The sequence below is a fragment of the Microbacterium sp. MMO-113 genome, assembly GCF_037148555.1.
GTDB lineage: Bacteria > Actinomycetota > Actinomycetes > Actinomycetales > Microbacteriaceae > Microbacterium.
Map to the genome: position 1 here is coordinate 652,043 of NZ_JBBCTD010000002.1, position 17,341 is coordinate 669,383.

The 17,341-nt window shown below is 70.4% G+C and carries 20 protein-coding genes; 13 read left to right on the forward strand and 7 right to left on the reverse strand.

Features of this window, described 5'->3' with window-relative positions:
• Nucleotide 1: 1 nt before the first annotated feature.
• Complete coding sequence (locus tag WFJ36_RS09920) at nucleotides 2–559, reverse strand: phosphorylase family protein (protein ID WP_071328054.1); 558 nt, start codon at nucleotides 557–559, stop codon at nucleotides 2–4.
• Nucleotides 560–667: 108 nt separating this feature from the next.
• Between WFJ36_RS09920 and nadE the strand changes: the two genes are divergently transcribed.
• The 3 genes from nadE to WFJ36_RS09935 all read left to right on the forward strand — a co-directional run bounded on the left by nadE (nucleotide 668) and on the right by WFJ36_RS09935 (nucleotide 5,855).
• Nucleotides 668–1,486, forward strand: a complete 819-nt coding sequence (gene nadE, locus WFJ36_RS09925; RefSeq protein WP_071327591.1) for an ammonia-dependent NAD(+) synthetase — start codon at nucleotides 668–670, stop codon at nucleotides 1,484–1,486.
• An 86-nt stretch (nucleotides 1,487–1,572) separates the two neighbouring features.
• On the forward strand, nucleotides 1,573–5,055 hold the full coding sequence (locus tag WFJ36_RS09930) for a TM0106 family RecB-like putative nuclease (protein ID WP_336643218.1): 3,483 nt from the start codon (nucleotides 1,573–1,575) through the stop codon (nucleotides 5,053–5,055).
• The gene (locus tag WFJ36_RS09935; RefSeq protein WP_336643219.1) at nucleotides 5,052–5,855 is read left to right on the forward strand and encodes a GNAT family N-acetyltransferase; all 804 of its coding nucleotides are present in this window, start codon (nucleotides 5,052–5,054) and stop codon (nucleotides 5,853–5,855) included. The genes WFJ36_RS09930 and WFJ36_RS09935 overlap by 4 nt, the downstream gene beginning before the upstream one ends.
• A gap of 37 nt (nucleotides 5,856–5,892) precedes the next feature.
• On the opposite strand, the gene upp is transcribed toward WFJ36_RS09935, so the two are convergent.
• Nucleotides 5,893–6,525, reverse strand: a complete 633-nt coding sequence (gene upp / locus WFJ36_RS09940; protein WP_025104476.1) for a uracil phosphoribosyltransferase — start codon at nucleotides 6,523–6,525, stop codon at nucleotides 5,893–5,895.
• An 81-nt stretch (nucleotides 6,526–6,606) separates the two neighbouring features.
• Between upp and WFJ36_RS09945 the strand changes: the two genes are divergently transcribed.
• The gene (locus WFJ36_RS09945; RefSeq protein WP_336643220.1) at nucleotides 6,607–7,062 is read left to right on the forward strand and encodes a nucleoside deaminase; all 456 of its coding nucleotides are present in this window, start codon (nucleotides 6,607–6,609) and stop codon (nucleotides 7,060–7,062) included.
• 4 nt (nucleotides 7,063–7,066) lie between these two features.
• Here WFJ36_RS09945 and WFJ36_RS09950 read toward each other — a convergent pair whose 3' ends face one another.
• Nucleotides 7,067–8,038, reverse strand: coding sequence for a cation diffusion facilitator family transporter (locus WFJ36_RS09950; RefSeq protein WP_336643221.1), 972 nt, complete (start codon nucleotides 8,036–8,038; stop codon nucleotides 7,067–7,069).
• 59 nt (nucleotides 8,039–8,097) lie between these two features.
• Between WFJ36_RS09950 and proC the strand changes: the two genes are divergently transcribed.
• Entirely contained in the window at nucleotides 8,098–8,937 is an 840-nt protein-coding gene (proC, locus tag WFJ36_RS09955) for a pyrroline-5-carboxylate reductase (RefSeq protein WP_292787436.1), read from the forward strand.
• Between the two features lie 225 nt (nucleotides 8,938–9,162).
• Here proC and WFJ36_RS09960 read toward each other — a convergent pair whose 3' ends face one another.
• The 4 genes from WFJ36_RS09960 to WFJ36_RS09975 all read right to left on the reverse strand — a co-directional run bounded on the left by WFJ36_RS09960 (nucleotide 9,163) and on the right by WFJ36_RS09975 (nucleotide 13,683).
• Entirely contained in the window at nucleotides 9,163–10,755 is a 1,593-nt protein-coding gene (locus tag WFJ36_RS09960; protein ID WP_336643222.1) for a hypothetical protein, read from the reverse strand.
• Nucleotides 10,737–11,513, reverse strand: a complete 777-nt coding sequence (locus WFJ36_RS09965) for an ABC transporter ATP-binding protein (protein ID WP_071327585.1) — start codon at nucleotides 11,511–11,513, stop codon at nucleotides 10,737–10,739. Before WFJ36_RS09965 ends, WFJ36_RS09960 begins: the two co-directional genes overlap by 19 nt.
• Before the next feature lie 75 nt (nucleotides 11,514–11,588).
• Nucleotides 11,589–12,260, reverse strand: a complete 672-nt coding sequence (locus WFJ36_RS09970) for a potassium channel family protein (protein ID WP_025104470.1) — start codon at nucleotides 12,258–12,260, stop codon at nucleotides 11,589–11,591.
• Nucleotides 12,253–13,683, reverse strand: a complete 1,431-nt coding sequence (locus WFJ36_RS09975; protein WP_071327584.1) for a TrkH family potassium uptake protein — start codon at nucleotides 13,681–13,683, stop codon at nucleotides 12,253–12,255. The genes WFJ36_RS09970 and WFJ36_RS09975 overlap by 8 nt, the downstream gene beginning before the upstream one ends.
• 104 nt (nucleotides 13,684–13,787) lie before the next feature.
• Here WFJ36_RS09975 and WFJ36_RS09980 point away from each other — a divergent pair, with 104 nt between their 5' ends.
• The 8 genes from WFJ36_RS09980 (at nucleotide 13,788) to WFJ36_RS10015 (ending at nucleotide 17,341) form a co-directional block, all read left to right on the forward strand.
• Nucleotides 13,788–14,204 carry an ArsR/SmtB family transcription factor gene (locus tag WFJ36_RS09980; protein ID WP_025104468.1) on the forward strand — a complete coding sequence of 139 codons (417 nt, stop codon included), beginning with the start codon at nucleotides 13,788–13,790 and terminating at the stop codon, nucleotides 14,202–14,204.
• Nucleotides 14,205–14,554: 350 nt separating this feature from the next.
• The gene (locus tag WFJ36_RS09985) at nucleotides 14,555–14,932 is read left to right on the forward strand and encodes a cyclase family protein (RefSeq protein WP_336643256.1); all 378 of its coding nucleotides are present in this window, start codon (nucleotides 14,555–14,557) and stop codon (nucleotides 14,930–14,932) included.
• Nucleotides 14,933–15,007: 75 nt separating this feature from the next.
• Nucleotides 15,008–15,199, forward strand: a complete 192-nt coding sequence (locus tag WFJ36_RS09990; RefSeq protein ID WP_025104463.1) for a helix-turn-helix domain-containing protein — start codon at nucleotides 15,008–15,010, stop codon at nucleotides 15,197–15,199.
• A 114-nt stretch (nucleotides 15,200–15,313) separates the two neighbouring features.
• On the forward strand, nucleotides 15,314–15,412 hold the full coding sequence (locus WFJ36_RS09995; protein ID WP_003792170.1) for a 30S ribosomal protein bS22: 99 nt from the start codon (nucleotides 15,314–15,316) through the stop codon (nucleotides 15,410–15,412).
• Between the two features lie 79 nt (nucleotides 15,413–15,491).
• The gene (locus WFJ36_RS10000) at nucleotides 15,492–15,794 is read left to right on the forward strand and encodes a rhodanese-like domain-containing protein (RefSeq protein WP_025104462.1); all 303 of its coding nucleotides are present in this window, start codon (nucleotides 15,492–15,494) and stop codon (nucleotides 15,792–15,794) included.
• Nucleotides 15,791–16,087 (forward strand): glutaredoxin family protein, encoded by a 297-nt coding sequence (locus WFJ36_RS10005; protein WP_336643223.1) that lies wholly within the window; start codon nucleotides 15,791–15,793, stop codon nucleotides 16,085–16,087. Before WFJ36_RS10000 ends, WFJ36_RS10005 begins: the two co-directional genes overlap by 4 nt.
• Nucleotides 16,084–16,386 carry a Dabb family protein gene (locus WFJ36_RS10010; protein ID WP_336643224.1) on the forward strand — a complete coding sequence of 101 codons (303 nt, stop codon included), beginning with the start codon at nucleotides 16,084–16,086 and terminating at the stop codon, nucleotides 16,384–16,386. The genes WFJ36_RS10005 and WFJ36_RS10010 overlap by 4 nt, the downstream gene beginning before the upstream one ends.
• Nucleotides 16,387–16,528: 142 nt before the next feature.
• Nucleotides 16,529–17,341, forward strand: coding sequence for a basic amino acid ABC transporter substrate-binding protein (locus tag WFJ36_RS10015; protein ID WP_071327580.1), 813 nt, complete (start codon nucleotides 16,529–16,531; stop codon nucleotides 17,339–17,341).

Genomic DNA, 17,341 nt, shown 5'->3' on the forward strand with positions numbered 1-17,341 from the left:
GTCAGACCCCGTACTCGGTGCGGATCACCTCGCGCAGCTCGATGCTGCACCGCGCGATGGCCTCGCGGAAGTCGGCCAGGGCGCCGTCCTCCGCCTGATCGGAGACGGCGCGGAACGCCCGGATGGGCACGCCGAACTGCCCCGCCACCCAGATGTAGGCGTAGGTCTCCATGTCCACCAGCGCCGCACCCATCGGCCGGATCACGGCGGTGACCTCGGCGTCGTTCACGAAGTGGTCACCCGTGGCGATCACGACGCCCTCGCGGCCCGTGGTCACCTGCGGCGGAAGCGAGACATGCCGTCCGACGACGCCGTCCAGGTCGATCACGTCGTGCTGAACAGCGGTCGCGATCTCGTGTACCGCGTACGCACGCCCCTTCTCGATGGAACCCGCGGTGCCGACGACGACGACCTCGTCGTAGCTCTTCGCGTCCAGGGCACGAGTCAGCGCGTACGTCGCCGGCAGCTTCCCCGGGCCCGTGACAAGGCGGTCGAAGCCGTCGAGCTCCTCGGGGAAGGCGGACAGTTCGGACTCGAGGGCGGCGACGAGGAGCTTCACCGTCACAGTCTGTCAGGTCGCCGCTGGATAGCTCGTCCGCGCGGTGGCGTGATCCGCACGAAACACGGAAGGGGGATACTGGAGCCGAACCGATGAGCGGAGGACAACGTGTCGTTGCAGAAGCAGATCGCGGAAGACCTGGGCGCCCGGCCCGACATCGATCCCGAAGCGGAGGTGGAGCGTCGCGTCGGCTTCCTCGCGGACTATCTGCGCACGACCGGCGCGAAGGGCTTCGTCCTCGGCATCTCCGGCGGACAGGACTCGACGCTCGCGGGGCGCCTCGCCCAGCTCGCAGTGGAGCGCGTGCGTGCCGAGGGCGGGGAGGCGACCTTCCTCGCCGTCCGCCTGCCCTATCGCGTCCAGCACGACGCCGACGACGCCCAGGCCGCGCTGGACTTCATCGCGCCGGACTCCTCGATCGAGGTGAACATCCAGAACGGCGTCGAGGGCGTCGAGAAGGACATCGAGTCCGCCGTCTCCAGCGACATCTCCGATTTCAACCGCGGCAACATCAAGGCGCGCCTCCGCATGGTCACGCAGTACGCGCTCGCCGGGCATGAGGGGCTGATCGTCATCGGCACCGACCACGCCGCCGAAGCCCTCACCGGGTTCTACACGAAGTTCGGCGACGGAGCGGCTGACGTCCTCCCGCTGGCCGGACTCACGAAGCGACAGGGGCGCGCCCTGCTCCAGTTCCTCGACGCTCCGGAGCGCTTGGCCTTCAAGGTCCCCACTGCCGACCTCCTCGACGACCAGCCGGGGCGCACGGACGAGGACGAGCTGGGGCTGACGTACGAGCAGATCGACGATTTCCTCGAGGGGCGGGAGGTCGACCCCGAGGTTGCCGGCCGTATCGAGGCGCGGTACCTCGCGACCCAGCACAAGCGTCATCTCCCGGTGACCCCCGACGACACCTGGTGGCGCTGACCGCGACCCGTCGTGCGGGACCGCCCGCTTTTCGCCGTGTCGGATGCCACGGATAGTGTCGAAGCAGCCGACAGAACGGGAGAATCGTGCGGATCGACACAGAGGCGCAGCGGGTCATCTGGAGCGCGAGCGACCTCAAGGCGGCCGCCGAGTGCGAGTTCGCATGGTCGCGGGCGATCGACGCGAAGCTGGGTCGGGTCCCCGCGGTCGAGGAGCCGGAGGACGCGACGCTCCTCCGCGCCGCTCAGCTGGGAGACGTGCACGAGCAGAACGTGCTCGACCGCTACATCCGGGAGCTCGGCGACGAACGGGTGCATCGGATCGCCAAGGTCTCCTCGAGCGATCCTGAGGCCCTCGCGGCCGCCGTCGATGAGACGCTGAGCGCTCTACGGTCCGACGCGCTGGTCGTCTTCCAGGCAGCCTTCGCCACCGACGAGTTCGTCGGGTTCGCCGACTTCCTCCGCCGCGATGCGGACGGGCGCTGGCGTGTGCAGGACTCCAAGCTCGCGCGAAAGGCCCGAGTGACCGCGCTCATGCAGCTCGCGGCATATGTCGACCAGCTCGACCGGCTCGGCATCCCCCGAGTGGATGAGGTCGACCTCATCCACGGGGACAACAGCGTCAGCACGCACGCGGTCGACGACCTCCTTCCGCTGTTCCGGGTTCGCCGGTCGCGGCTGCGGGCTCTCATCGCGGACCGCGCCGTGGCCGATGGTGCCGCCGGGGCGCCCCTCGCGTGGGGTGACGACCGCGGCGACCTGCGCGTGGTCGCCTGCGGGCGCTGCGCCACCTGCGAGGAGCAGGTGCTGGCTCACCGGGACCTCCTCATGGTCGCCCGCATGCGTCCGGTGCAGCGGGCCCGTCTCCGCGCCGCCGGGATCCTCACGATCGACGACCTAGCTGCGGCGACGCAGGCCCCCGAGGGCATGAACGTCGACACCTTCGAGAACCTCCGCGCCCAGGCCCGCGTGCAGCTGCGGGCGGATGCCGAGGGCGCGGCGACGTACGACGTGCACTACGCCGCGGCGATCCACACCCTCCCGGTGCCCAGCCACGGCGACATCTTCTTCGACTTCGAGGGCGATCCGCTGTACACCGAGCCCGCCCCCGACGGCGAGGCGGAGTGGGGCATCGACTATCTGTTCGGCTGGGTCGACAACGCCGACCAGTACACCGCGCTCTGGGCGCACTCGTTCGCGGAGGAGCGGCGGGCGCTGGAGACCTTCCTCGACTTCGTGAAGGTGCGCCGCGCCGCGCACCCCGGCATGCACATCTACCACTACGCCCCCTACGAGACCTCGCATCTGGTCGCGATGGCCGCCCGCCACGGCGTGCGCGAGGGCGAGGTGGACCGTCTGCTCCGCGAAGGCGTGTTCGTCGACCTGTACCCGCTGGTGCTGCGCACCGTGCGGGTCGGTTCGCGGTCCTATTCCATCAAGAAGCTCGAGCCGCTCTACATGGGGGAGGACGTGCGCACGAGCGACGTCCAGAAGGGCGACGACTCCATCGTGCAGTACGTCGCGGCGCGGGAGCTCGCGGCAGCGGGCGTGCAGACCGAGGCCGACGCCGTGCTCGCCGACCTCGCCGACTACAACCGCTACGACTGCGTCTCGACCCGCCGGCTGCGCAACTGGCTCATCGAGATCGCCCGCGCAGAGGGCGTCACGCCGGCCCCGCCGGACGATGCGGACGAGGTCATCTACGAGCCATCGCCGCGTTCGCTCGCTCTGCTCGGCGACGCGGAGCGTGCGGTGGAGGCCGGTGACGACGGGCTCGTGCACCGGATCGCGGCGGCCGCCATCGACTACTTCCCCCGCGAGGCGAAGAGCTTCTGGGTCGCGCACTTCCAACGGCTGCGGGAGCCGGTCACCATGTGGGACGGCACGCGCGATGTGGTGAAGGTCGATGCCACCCGCTCGCGGGTGCGCCGCGACTGGAGCATCGGCGAGGGGCGCCGAGTGCTGTCGCGGGAGCTCGAGATCCGCGGCGAGGTGTCCCCGGTCACGACGCTCGGCCCCGGCGCGCAGCCGTTCGCGCTCTACGACGTCCCCGCCCCGTTCGACACGGACGTCCCGTCGCGGGCCGTGCACGTGCCGCACGGGGTCACGGTCGTCGAGGTGCTGGACGACGGGTACCTCGTGGTCGAGTCCGCCGTGCAGGGACAGACCTGGGACGACCTCCCCGTCGCCCTCACCCCTGCCGCGCCGCCTCGGGTGGTGTCGCTGCAGCAGGCGATCGACGAGTGGGCGGACGCGGTGCACGCGGCCGCCCCGGGCTTTCCCGAGGACGCGGCCACCGACATCCTCCGCCGCCTACCTCCGCGCACGGTGTCGGGGAACGCGCTTCCGGCCGCAGGGGACGATCCGATCGATGCGATCGTCCGCGGAGTCCTCGACCTCGACCACAGCTACCTCGCAGTGCAGGGCCCGCCGGGCACGGGGAAGACCTACACCGGCTCGCAGGTGATCGCCCGGCTCGTCAACGCGCACGGCTTCCGCATCGGCGTCGTCGCGCAGTCCCACGCGATCATCGAGACGCTGCTGGAGCGCGTCGTCGCCGACGGCGTCGCCCCGGGTCAGGTGGCGAAGTGCCCCAAGGATGCCGACGCCGATCCGGGCTACACGGTGATCCCGAAGACCGGGATGGCCGCCTTCCTCGCCGAGCACGGGAACGAGGGTGCCGTCGTGGGCGGCACCGCGTGGGACTTCAGCAACACCCAGCGGGTGGCCAGGGGAGAGCTCGACCTGCTCGTGATCGACGAGGCCGGACAGTTCTCGCTCGCCTCGACCATCGCGGTCGCCGCCGGTGCGCAGCGGCTCCTGCTCCTCGGCGACCCTCAGCAGCTGCCTCAGGTCAGCCAGGGCGCCCACCCGGAGCCGGTGGACACCTCTGCGCTCGGCTGGGTGATGGACGGCGATCCCGTCGTGCGTCCGGAGTACGGCTACTTCCTCGCCCGCTCCTGGCGCATGCACCCGTATGTCGCGGCTCCGGTGTCGAAGCTCGCCTACGCCGGGAAGCTCGCGTCCGCTCCCGGAGCAGAGCGGCGCGCCGTCGACGGCATCGACCCGGGCCTGCACGTGGTGCCGCTGCGGCACCGCGGCAACGCGACCCAGTCCCCGGAGGAAGCCGCAGAGGTCGTGCGTATCGTCCGCGACCTCGTCGGCCGCACCTTCCACGACAACGACGCCGAGGGCACCGTCCGCCCGCTGACGCCGGAGGACATCATTGTGGTGGCGCCGTACAACGCGCAGCGGCAGCTCGTGCACGACGCGCTCGCGGCGGCCGGTTTCGGCGGGGTCCCCGTGGGGACCGTCGACAACTTCCAGGGCAAGGAGGCGGTCGTCTCTATCACGACGCTCGCCGCGTCGAGCGGCCGGGATGCCCCGCGGGGCCCGGAGTTCCTGCTGCTGCAGAACCGGCTCAACGTGGCGATCTCCCGCGCGCAGGTCGTGGCCTACCTCATCCACTCGCCGGCGCTGCTCGACGACCTGCCGTACACACCCGAGGGGGTCGCGCGACTCAGCGCCTTCGCCCGCCTGGTGGGTGCGGCCGAAGAGGAGGGATCATGATGTCGTCCGTCGCCGGGTGTGCTCCCGTCGAGACGCCGACGGTCGATGAGATCCTGCGCGCCGCCGCCGCATGGGCGTGGTTTCCGCGCGGCAGCGAGCACGTCCGTGACGACCTGCTGCTCGTGCGCTACCCGGAGCGGTTCGGGGGCGGCGTCCGCGGCTCCCAGGTGACGTCGATGCGTCCCGCCGCCGAGGTGCTGGACGCGGCACTGGAACGCACCAGAGCCTGGGGCGAGAACGTCTTCACGTTCTGGACCAACCCCGCCGACGACCCGGACCTCGAGGACGAGCTCCAGCGCCGAAGGGCCGTGCACTTCGACACCGTCACGGTGTTCGCGCGACCGACCATCGGAGCCGCGGTCGACGTGCCGCCCGGGGTCACCGCCGAGGTCGTGCGCACGAAGGACCAGCTCCGCGAGGTCGATGCGATCAACGTCCGGGTCTGGGAGCAGCAGCCGCTGGACGACGACGGTCTGGACGCCGAGTTCGCCGAACTCACCGCAGCCCCGTCCGCCGGGGAGGGTTTCCGGGTGCTCGGCCGCATCGACGGCCGCGCGGTGAGCACCGGCGGCTGCACGATCGTCGACGGGTTCACCCGCTTGTGGGGAGCGGCGACACTCGAGGCCGACCGCGGGCGCGGTGTCTATCGGGCGGTCCTCGCGGAGCGCCTGCGACAGAGCGCCGAGCGCGGGGCCGCAACGGCGCTCGTCAAGGGCCGCGTCTCGACCTCGGCACCGATCCTCGCGAGGGCCGGCTTCACGCGTTACGGCGAGGAGCGCGGCTATCGCCTGACCCTCTGACGCTAGTCGAGAGCGCGAGTCGAGAGCGCGAGCGAGGTCAGACGGTGCCGTAGAGGCGGTCGCCCGCATCGCCGAGGCCGGGCACGATGTAGCCCTTCTCGTCGAGACGCTCGTCGAGCGCTCCGAGGACGAGGGTCACATCACGGTCGCCGGCCATCGCCTCGATCGCGGCCACGCCCTCCGGGGTGCCCAGCAGGCAGATCGCCGTGACGTCCTTCGCGCCGCGGTCGAACAGGAACTGGATGGCCGCGGCCAGAGAGCCGCCGGTCGCGAGCATCGGGTCGATCGCGAAGCACTGACGGTCGGAGAGGTCGTCCGGAAGCCGCTCGGCGTAGGTGGTGGGCTCAAAGGTCTCCTCGTCGCGGACCATGCCGAGGAAACCGACCTCCGCGGTGGGGAGGAGCTTGACGAGGCCTTCGAGCATGCCGAGACCGGCGCGCAGGATGGGGACGACGATGGGTCGCGGCTCGGAGATCTTCACACCCGTGGTCGTGGTGACCGGCGTCGTGATCTCGATGGGAGTGACCTTCACATTCCGCGTCGCCTCGTACGCGAGGAGCGTCACGAGCTCTTCGGTCAGCTGGCGGAAGACCGGCGACGGGGTGCGCGCGTCGCGCAGCACCGAGAGCTTGTGGGTGATGAGAGGGTGGTCGGCGACGTGAACACGCATGGATACAGGCTAATGCGCGCCGGGTCCGCGCACGACATCGGGTGCCGTGGCGGCCGCCTCGCGCTGCCGTAGGCTCGGGGCATGACCGCCGCCGACCGCCTCGCGATGCAGCGCGCACTCGAGCTCGCCGCCGAGGCCGCGACCGCGGCGGAGATCCCCGTCGGCGCCGTCGTGCTCGACGCGGAGGGCCGTGTCCTGGCCGAAGGGCGGAACACCCGCGAGACCACGCACGACCCGACCGGGCACGCCGAGATCGAGGCGATCCGCGGCGCGGCATCGGTCCGCGGGTCGTGGAACCTCGACGGCTGCACGCTCGTCGTCACCCTCGAGCCCTGCGTGATGTGCGCCGGTGCGATCCTCCAGGCGCGCATCGGCCGCGTGGTCTTCGGGGCGTGGGACGACAAGGCGGGAGCGGCCGGCTCGATGTACGACGTGTTGCGCGACCGCCGCCTGCCCTACCGTGCCGAGGTGATCGGCGGCGTGGACGAGCACGCGTCCATCGCGCTGTTGCGCGCCTTCTTCGAGGACCGTCGCTGAACGCTCAGTCCGAGGACTTGAGGACGAAGACGTCCGTCGAGGGTTCCGGATCGATCGCGGGACGGTAGACGTCCGGCTCGATGTAGACGACCCGGGCGACCGGCACGGCGGCGCGGATGCGGGCCTCGATCTCGTCGATGTCGTCCGCGACCTCGCGCAGCGGCTTGTCGGCGCTGAGCGCGATCTTCGCGGCGACCATCAGCTCGTCGGGCCCCAGGTAGAGGGTCTTCATGTGGATGATCTTCTCGATCTCCGGACCGTCGTTGATCGCGTCCACGATGCGGTCGTAGTCGGCGGGGGCCGCGCCCTCGCCGACGAGCAGGCTCTTCGTCTCGACCCCCAGCACGATCGCGATGAGCACGAGGAGGACACCGATCATCACCGTGCCGAGGGCGTCGAAGACGGGGTTGCCGGTGAGGAGCGTGAGGCCGACGCCGAGCAGGGCGAAGGTGAGGCCGGTGAGGGCCCCGACGTCTTCCAGGAGGACCACAGGGAGCTCCGGTGCCTTGGACCGCCGGACGAAGGAGAACCAGGACTGGCCCTTCTCGCGGACGACATTGCTCTCGCGCACGGCGGTGCGGAGCGAGAACGACTCCAGGCCGATCGCGATGAACAGCACGACGAGCGGGAGCCACCACCAGGTCTGGTCGATCTCATGCGGGTGGGTGAGCTTCTCCACGCCTTCGTAGATCGCGAAGAGTCCGCCGACGGAGAAGAGGATGATCGACACGACGAACGCGTAGACGTAGCGTTCGCGTCCGTAGCCGAACGGGTGCGAGCGGTCCGCGTGGCGCTTCGCCTTGCGCCCGCCGAGCATCAGCAGGAGCTGGTTTCCCGAGTCGGCGACGGAGTGGATCGCCTCGGCGAGCATCGAGGCCGAGCCGGAGAGAGCCCACGCGAGGAACTTCGCGAGAGCGATGCCCAGGTTCGCCAGGAACGCCGCGACGATGGCCTTGCTGCCTCCGGATGCACTCATGCGACGAGTCTAGGACGGCAACACGGCCGTCACAGGAGCGCCCGCCGTAGGATGACGACATGGCTGATGCGCTCCCGTCCCTCGCGTTCCTCGGTGCCGGTTCGATGGGGGGAGCGATCCTCCGCGGTGTGCTCGCCTCGGGGGTCCCTGTGGACGGAGGGATCACCGCGACGAACCGCACGCCGGAGAAGGCGGAGGCATTCGCGGGCCTCGACGGCGTCACCAGCATCGCGCTGTCCGAGCGGCCGGAGGGCAATGCCGACGCGGTGGCCGGCGCACGGGTGGTCCTGGTCGGGGTGAAGCCGGCGATGGTCCCCGATCTCCTCCGTGAGATCGCGCCGCACCTCAGCCCGGAGACCGTCGTGGTGAGCCTCGCCGCGGGGGTCACGCTGCAGACCTTCGCGGATGTCCTCGGCCCGGAGGCCCGCGTCATCCGCTCGATGCCGAACACCCCGTCGACGATCCGCAAGGGGGTCACCGGGCTCGCGACCGGCGCCGCGGCGACTCCCGACGACCTCGCGCTCGTGCGCCGTCTGTTCGAGACGGTGGGGGCGGTGGTGGAGGTCCCCGAGTCGCAGATCGATGCGCTCTCGACGATCTCGGGCTCCGGTCCCGCCTACGTCTTCCTCCTCATCGAGGAGTTCACCGCGGCCGCGCGGGAGATGGGCTTCGCCGACGCGGACGCCCGTCTGCTGGCGGAGCAGACGTTCATCGGCGCGACGGCTCTGCTGGACTCGACGGGGGAGGACCCCGCCGAGCTGCGCCGCCGGGTGACGAGCCCGAAGGGGACGACGGAGCGCGCGGTCGCCGTGCTCCAGGACGCCCACCTGTCCGACACCTTCGCCACTGCCGCTGCCGCCGCCCTCGCTCGCGCGAAGGAGCTTGCCGCCGGCGCCTGATCCCACCTGCCTGTTCCCGCGCGCTCCCACCCCGCGAGGACAGGCGATCACGCGAGTTCAGGCAGCCAGGACCCCTGGAGCCTGAACTCCCGCGAGTGCCTGTTGCGGCGAGGTGTCGCGGGAGCAGGCGACCTCGCGAGAGCAGGCGATCACGCGAGTTCAGGCAGCCAGCAGCCCTGGAGCCTGAACCCGCGCGAGTGCCTGTTGCGGCAAGGGGCCGGGCGGCTAGGCGTCGCTGCCGACCTCGGCGAGCACCTCGGGCCAGCGCCGTTGCAGGACGCGACCGCCGAGCACCGTGCCACCCCAGATCGCGGCACCCCCGAGGACGACGGCGGCCGCGAGGCTCGCCCAGCCCAAGGGCGGGATCCAGATCGACGCGATCGCGAAGCCGAGGGCGGGACCGCCGAGCAGCAGCGTGATCGGCGACATGATGAGCATCGCGAGGAAGGACTGCGCGCCGCCGGAGGAGCCGCGGCCGAACGGGTTGGCCTCGGGTGCCGGAGCTCGCCCCGGCAGGAACGCCCCCACCCAGGATCCCGCGCCCGCCGACACCGCCATGAGCCCGAGCGCGGCGCCCAGGCTGCCCGGAAGCAGATCCGGACGTTCGGCCAGCAGACAGGTCACCACGCACAGGAGGATCGTGATCGGCACGGCGACCAGCGCGAACCCGAGCAGCCGTCCGACGCGGTCGGCCGTCCCGCTCACCCCGGTGAGGATGTGCAGCGCGACCGCGTCGTTGTCGTACGCGATCGCCATCTGCACGATGCTCCCGGCGAGCAGGGCGTTGATCGCCGGGATGAGGGTGATCGCGGGTGCGAAGCCGGTACTGTCCTGCTGCAGTCCGTTCATGAGCGCGAGTCCGAGGAAGATCGCGGGGAGCAGCAGGAGCATCACGATGTTGACGACCTGGCGCGGGTCGCGGCGGAAGTAGCGGAGCGTCCGTCCCGCGATGGCGCCGACGGGTCCCGCGGGCAGCAGGCGGTCGAGCACGCCTCCCGAGCGCACGCGTCCGCCCCCGCTCGACTGCAGGGGTGCGACGAGGCGCGCGGCGAGCATGCCGCGCGCGGCGACCCAGAAGACCGCCAGGGTGGCGGCGGCGACGAGCAGCCGCAGGAGGGCGGTGACGACGTCGCCCTGTGCCACGGCGGCGGGGACTCCGAACACGGCGGCGACCGGCGTCCACGCGGCGATCTCGGCGACCGCCGCGAAGGCGCCACCGACGTCGCGCACGGCCGACAGCGCCTGCAGCCCGATGTTGAGGAGGAGGCCGGACGAGGCGAGCAGGACCACGCCGAGGGTGAGGACGAGGTCGCGCGTCCGCCGGCGGGCGAGCCATCCCGCGAGCAGTCCGCTGACGACGCGGGCGCCCAGCACGCAGGTCGCGAGAGCCACGGGGACCATGAGCACCGCGACCAGGAGGGCCGGAACGCTGACCGACCATCCCACGAGCATCAGCAGCAGGGCCAGGGCGGTGCCGATGCCGCCGATCGTCGTCATCCCCGCCACGACGAGACCGGGGAGGAGGGTGCGGGCGGTCACCGGAAGCAGGGCGAACCGCTCGGGTGCCAGCGAGTCGTCCGCACTGACGAGGATCGACCCGATCCACCACCCGAGCACGACGATGGCGCCGGTGAGCACCATCGCGGTCACGGCGACGTCCGGAGCGCCCACCCGCAGCGCGATCAGACCGACGGTCAGCAGTCCCAGCATGCTCAGCGCGACGAGACCCACGATCACGAGGGTCACGATCATCCAGGGGTTGCGGGAGAGCTGATGCCCGAGCTGTCGCAGCCGCAGACCTACGAGGAGCGCAACCACGCGAGGGTCTCCGTTCCGAGGTCGTGCGCGCCGACGAGGCTGAGGAAGCGCTCCTGCAGCGTGAGTCCGGCCCGAACCTCGTCGAGGGCGCCGTGGGCGAGCAGACGCCCCTCGGCCACGATGGCGACGCGGTCGCACAGCGACTCGACGAGCTCCATGACGTGGCTGGAGAGGACGACCGTGCCGCCGCCGTCCACGAAGGAGCGCAGGATCTGCCGGATCGTCTGCCCGGAGACCGGGTCGACGGCTTCGAGGGGTTCGTCGAGGATCAGCAGCCGGGGCGCGTGGATGAGCGCGCAGGCCAGGCCGATCTTCTTCTTCATGCCGGCCGAGTAGTCGACGACGAGGGTGTCGCCCGCCTCCGTCAGGCCGAGGGCATCGAGGAGCTCGCCGGAGCGGGAGACGACCTCCGCCTCCGGCATGCCGCGCAGCAGGCCGGTGTAGCGCAGCAGCTCCGCGCCGCTGAGCCGGTCGAGCATCCGGATACCGTCGGGGAGCACGCCCATCCGCGCCTTCGCGGCGGCAGGGTCCTGCCAGACGTCGGCGCCGAGCACCCAGGCCGTCCCGGCGTCTGGGCGCAGGAGCCCGGTGGTCATCGCGAGCGTCGTCGTCTTGCCCGCACCGTTCGGGCCGAGCAGCCCCAGCATCGAGCCCGCGGGGACGTCCAGCGACAGCGCGTCGACGGCGACCTTCTGGCCGAACTGCTTGCGGAGCCCGCGGAGGGCGAGGACGGGCGGTGCGGGGGCGTGATCGCTCATGCCCCCATCCCACCACGGGCGTCGCAGAGGCCGCATCCACCGCGGGGAGGACTCCCGCCGCGGTGAGGACCCGGCTCAGCGGTCGAGGGCGGCGAAGCGCTCGATGTCGCTGTTCGTCCCGGAGACGATGATGAGGTCGTGGTTGGTCACGATCGTGTTGGCCTCCGCGTAGCGGAACGGCTTGCCCGGGCTCTTCACGCCGACGACGGTGACCTTGTACTTCGAGCGCACACCGGACTCGTTCAGACCGACGCCGCGGATGAACTTCGGCGGGTACATCTTGGCCAGGACGAAGTCGTCGTCGAAGCGGATGAAGTCGAGCATGCGCCCGCTCACGAGGTGGGCCACGCGCTCGCCGGCCTCGCGCTCGGGGTAGATGACGTGGTTGGCGCCCACGCGGGCCAGGATCTTGCCGTGCGACTGCGAGACCGCCTTCGCCCAGATCTGCGGCACCTTGAGGTCGACGAGGTTGGCCGTGATGAGCACGGACGCCTCGATCGAGGAGCCGACGGCGACGACCGCGACCTGGAAGTCCTGGGCGCCGATCTGGCGGAGGGCATCGATGTTGCGGGCGTCGGCCTGCACCGTGTGCGTGACGCGGTCCGACCACTTCTGCACGAGCTCGAGGTTGTCGTCGATCGCGAGCACCTCGCGGTCGAGGCGGTCGAGCTCGCCGGCGCAGGCGGCGCCGAACCGGCCGAGACCGATGACGAGGACGGGAGCGTCCCCCCGAAGGACTTCAACCAACGATCGGCCTTTCCACGGGCAGTGAGTAGTACTGCGTGCGCGATGTCGCGGCGACTGCCGCAGCGAGAGTCACTGTACCAACGCGGCCCATGAAGATCGTCGCGGCCATGACGTACGAGGCGGAATCCGGAAGCTCCCCGGTGAGGCCCGTCGAGAGCCCGACCGTGCCGAACGCGGAGATGACGTCGAAGAGCACGTGGCTGATGTCGGCCTTGGTGATCTGTGCGATCACGATGGTCGACAGGGCCACGATCGTGGCGCCCCAGGCGACGACGCTGAGGGCGACGCGCTGCACGTCGCTGGGGATGCGGCGGCCGAACGCCTCGACGGACTGGCGGCCCTTCGCCTCGGACCAGACCGCGATCGCGAGGACTGCGAGCGTGGTCACCTTGATGCCGCCCGCCGTCGACGCGGACCCGCCGCCGACGAACATGAGCATGCTGGCGGCGAGCAGCGACGAGCCGTTGAGATCGTCCATCTCGATGACGTTGAAGCCGCCGGAGCGGGTCATCGCGGAGAGGAAGAACGCCTGGAAGGTCGTGTCCGCCGCGTCCATGGACCCGAAGGTCTTGGGGTTGTCGTACTCGAGGATGAGGAAGGCGGCGGCGCCGAGAATGAAGAGCAGCACCGTGGTGACGATGGTCAGCTTCGAGTGCAGCGACCACCGCTTGACGTGCCAGACGTGCTTCGCGAGCGTGTAGATCACCGGGAAGCCGATGCTCCCGAGGAACACGCCGACCATGAGCAGCGACAGCACGAGGTAGTCGTCGGCGAAGACGGCCACCCCGCCGTCGTTCGGGGCGAAGCCGGTGTTGGTGAACGCCATCGCCGCGAAGTACGGGGCCTCCCAGAGCGCGGCGATCGGGTCGACCCCGGCCATCACCAGCGCCGGGTAGAGGAGGGCGGCGAGGGCGGCTTCGATGAAGAGGGCGGAGACGGCGACCGTGGTGAGCAGCTGGCCCACCTCGCCCAGACGCACCGTCTGGCTCTCGTTCACCACACCGCCGTGCGCGCGGAGCGGGTTCGTGTCGCCCGCCGCCATGAGCTTCGCCCGGAGCCCGAGGCGCTTCGAGATGAGCATCCCCATGAGGGAGGCGAGGGTCAGCACGCCGAGGGCGCCGATGTTGACGCCGATGAACACGACGACGTGTCCGAAGGGTGACCAGTGGTTGGCCATGTCGACGGTCGCGAGGCCCGTCACGCAGATCGTGGAGACGGCGGTGAAGAGGGCGTCGCTGAGCGGTGTCACCGTGCCGCTGGCGGACGCGATCGGCAGCGAGAACAGCACCGTGAACACGAGGATCAGCAGTGCGAAGACGGCGATGGCGAACCGGGACGGCGACGAGGTGATGAGGTGCTTCACCCGGCCGGCGGCTCCGGGGAGACCGGTGCGGGGGGACGACGCCGAAACGATGCCCGACATCGCTGCCCCCTTCTTCTGCGCCGTCCGTTCCACGGCCGCACCACGGCGCCTCTCGCCGAGCCTTCGTCATGGTACTCCGTGCCGGGGCGCACTACCCTGATCACATGACGGACATCTTCGACGTGATCGCAGACGGTACGAGGCGCGACATCCTCCAGCTCCTGCTCCGACGCACGTCCGAAGGCGAGTCCGGCACGAGCGTGAGCCAGATCGTGGCCGACCTCGGCATCAGCCAGCCCACCGTCTCGAAGCACCTCAAGGTGCTCCGCGACGCCGAGCTGGTCACCGTCCGCGAAGACGGCCAGCGCCGCTTCTACAGCCTTTCCGTCGCGCCGCTGGAAGCCGTCGACGACTGGCTGGTCCCGTTCCTCGTCGACGCGTTCGGCGATGCGGCGCCGGACATCGCGTACCCCGGCGCCCCGATCCCCGACGGAGCCGCACACGCGGCCGAGGTCGTCGGGCGTGCGGCCGCCTCCGCCAAGCACGTCGTCACGAACGCACTGAAGCGCCTCGGCGCCTGATACCGCGCCTCGCACCGGCGGAGAACCGCCCCCGACAGCAGGGGGGATGCCGTCGGGGGCGGTGTGCGGACCCCAGATCCGCGCGGACTCGGCAGGTGCCGGCACGGGTCCTGCACCGACACTGGCAGGGCTGTCTGAGCGATCGGGCAATGCGGGCTATGCGCAGGCTGGACGTCGGCGTGCCGATTCGAGCAGGGCGGGCGCGCACATCGCGGTGTCGGCTGTCTCCGGCAGGATGAGCGCATGACGGACGAGTACCGCGCGCATTTCGACTTCGCGATCGCCTTCGCCAACGGCGGAGGACTGCAGGGACAAGGGGTTCCGGCTCGACCTGCCGCGAACGCCGCGCTATCAAGGCGGCGACGCTCGCCGACCGCGAGCTCCGCGGCAGCGCGGTGCTCCTGGATACCGGCTGGAGCCGGCTGTTCGGCACGCCCGCCTACGGCACCGGCTCGCCCTTTCTCGCGGAGGACGCCGCGCGCTTCCTCGTGGACGCGGGGGTGAGTCTGGTCGGCATCGACGCGCTCAACATCGACGACACGGAGAGCGGCGGGGAGCGGCCGGCGCACAGCATCCTCCTCGCGGCGGGCGTGCACGTCGTCGAGCACCTCACCGCTCTGGATCGCCTCCCCGCGCGCGGGGCGCGGTTCACCGCGGCCCCTCCGGCGATCCGCGGGTTCGGCACGTTCCCGGTCCGGGCGTTCGCGACCGTGCCTACATCCCACTGATCACAACAGCCACGCGGGTTTACACGCGTCCCAGCGACCCCATAGAGTGTGCTCATCGAGAAAGGGGTACGTGGGATGCCCGAGGTTCCAGACGTCCGATTCCTGACGGTGGCCGAAGTCGCCGAGCTCATGCGCGTGTCCAAGATGACCGTGTACCGGCTCGTGCACGCCGGTGACCTCCCCGCCATCCGATTCGGACGGAGCTACCGCGTGCCGGAATCCGCCGTCGCGGAGGCTCTGCAGCGGCCCATCGCCGACGCCGGCTGACGGAGGGCGCGGGGCACCCTCCTGAGTTTGCTAGGATGATCCGAGGCATTTTTCGTGCTCGTACCCGGGTGTCCGATTCCGGCGACACCCAGCCCCTGACTTAGTGAGGTTTCCGTGGGTTCTGTCATCAAGAAGCGCCGCAAGCGCATGGCGAAGAAGAAGCACCGCAAGCTGCTTCGCAAGACTCGCCACCAGCGCCGCAACAAGAAGTAAGCGGCCAGACACCGAGCGCCTGTCTTCGGACGGGCGCTTTGTGTCTCTGCGCGCCGTTCCGCACCGCCGAGAGGATGTCATGAAGTCGATCACCGTCGCCGAACTCGCCGAGCGCTCCGGCACGCCCCTCATCGATGTCCGGGAGGTGCACGAGTTCCAGGCCGGCCACGTCCCCGGCGCCGTGAACATCCCGATGTCCGAGATCGGCAACCGCCTGGACGAGCTTCCCGCCGAGTCGTTCGACGTGATCTGCCAGGCCGGCGGCCGCTCGGCCCGTGTGGTCGAGGCGCTTGAGGCCCGCGGCTACGACGCCACCAACGTCGAGGGCGGCACCGGCGAGTGGATCGCCCAGGGACGCGAGGTGGAGGTCCCGTCGTCGTGATGACGCTGACCCTCATCGGCAAGCCCGACTGCCATCTGTGCGCCGTGGCCTCCGAGGTCGTCGACGCGGTCGTCGCCGAACTGCCGGACGCCGCCGCGGAGCGCATCCAGATCGTCGAGGCGTCCATCCAGGACGACCCCGCCCTGTACGAGCAGTGGTGGGAGAAGATCCCCGTCGTCCTCATCGACGGACGACTGCATGCGCACTGGCGCGTGTCCCCCGACCGGCTGCGCGAAGCGCTGGAGGAAGCCGTCGGCGCGGAGGCCCGTGCCGACCAGAAGGAGCTGCGATGACCATCCGCCATGTCGTGACCTGGAAGCTCGCCGCGGAGGACGCGGAGGAGCGGCAGGCCCAGGCGGCCGAGGTCGCCCGCCGCCTCAACGCCCTCGACGGGGTCGTGCCGCAGCTGCGCAGCATCTGGGCCGGTGTGAACGACGTCTACCCCGACGCGAACTGGGACGTGACCCTGGTCGCGGACTTCGACTCCGTCGCGGACCTGGAGCAGTACCAGGTGCACCCCGCGCACGAGGAGGTCGCCGCATACATCCGCTCGGTCGTCTCCGGCCGTGTGGCGGTCGACGCCGAGCTCTGAGCGTCGAGCCGTGGCCCCCGGCACCGAAACACAAACGTAATGCGGCGCGAGGGGATGTCATTGGTCACGCGACGAGCCGCATGTTTAGATGAACTCCTACCCGTCCGTGGGCTCACCCGCCCCCCGACTCCCAGGAGCCGACATGTCCCGTCGTAACCTCTTCGCCGGCCTCGCGATCGCGGCCACCGCCACCCTCGCGCTCGCCGGATGCGCCACCGGCTCTTCCGACGCGGGCAGTGGCGGCGAGTCCGCTGCCGGTGACGACTACGGACTCATCGAGGCGGGCAAGCTCACCGTCTGCTCCGACATCCCCTACCCGCCGTTCGAGTTCGAGGGTGACAACGGTGAGTACACCGGCTTCGACATCGACCTCCTCGGTGCGATCGCCGAGCAGCTCGACCTCGAGCTCTCCGTGCAGGATGTGGGCTTCGATGCGCTGCAGTCCGGCACGACTCTCGCCGCCGGCCAGTGCGACATCGGTGCCTCGGCCATGACGATCACCGACGAGCGCAAGGCCAACATCGACTTCTCGGACCCGTACTACGATTCGCTGCAGTCGCTGCTCGTGCGCACCGACTCGGGCATCGAGTCCATCGACGACCTCAATGGCAAGAACGTCGGCGTGCAGCAGGGCACGACCGGCGAGGCCTACGCCACGGAGAACGCGAAGGGCGCGCAGCTCGTGCAGTACCCGTCGGACGGCGAACTGTGGCCCGCGATGCAGGCCGGGCAGATCGACGCCATCCTGCAGGATCAGCCCGTCAACCTCGAGCACGAGAAGGCTGACTCCGCCTACAAGATCGTCGAGACCTACGAGACCGACGAGTCCTACGGCTTCGCGTTCGCCAAGGGGGAGAAGGACGAACTCCGCGAGGCCGTGAACGAGGCTCTGCAGGAGCTCCGGGACAACGGCGAGTACGACACCATCTACAACGAGTACTTCACGGCCAACTGA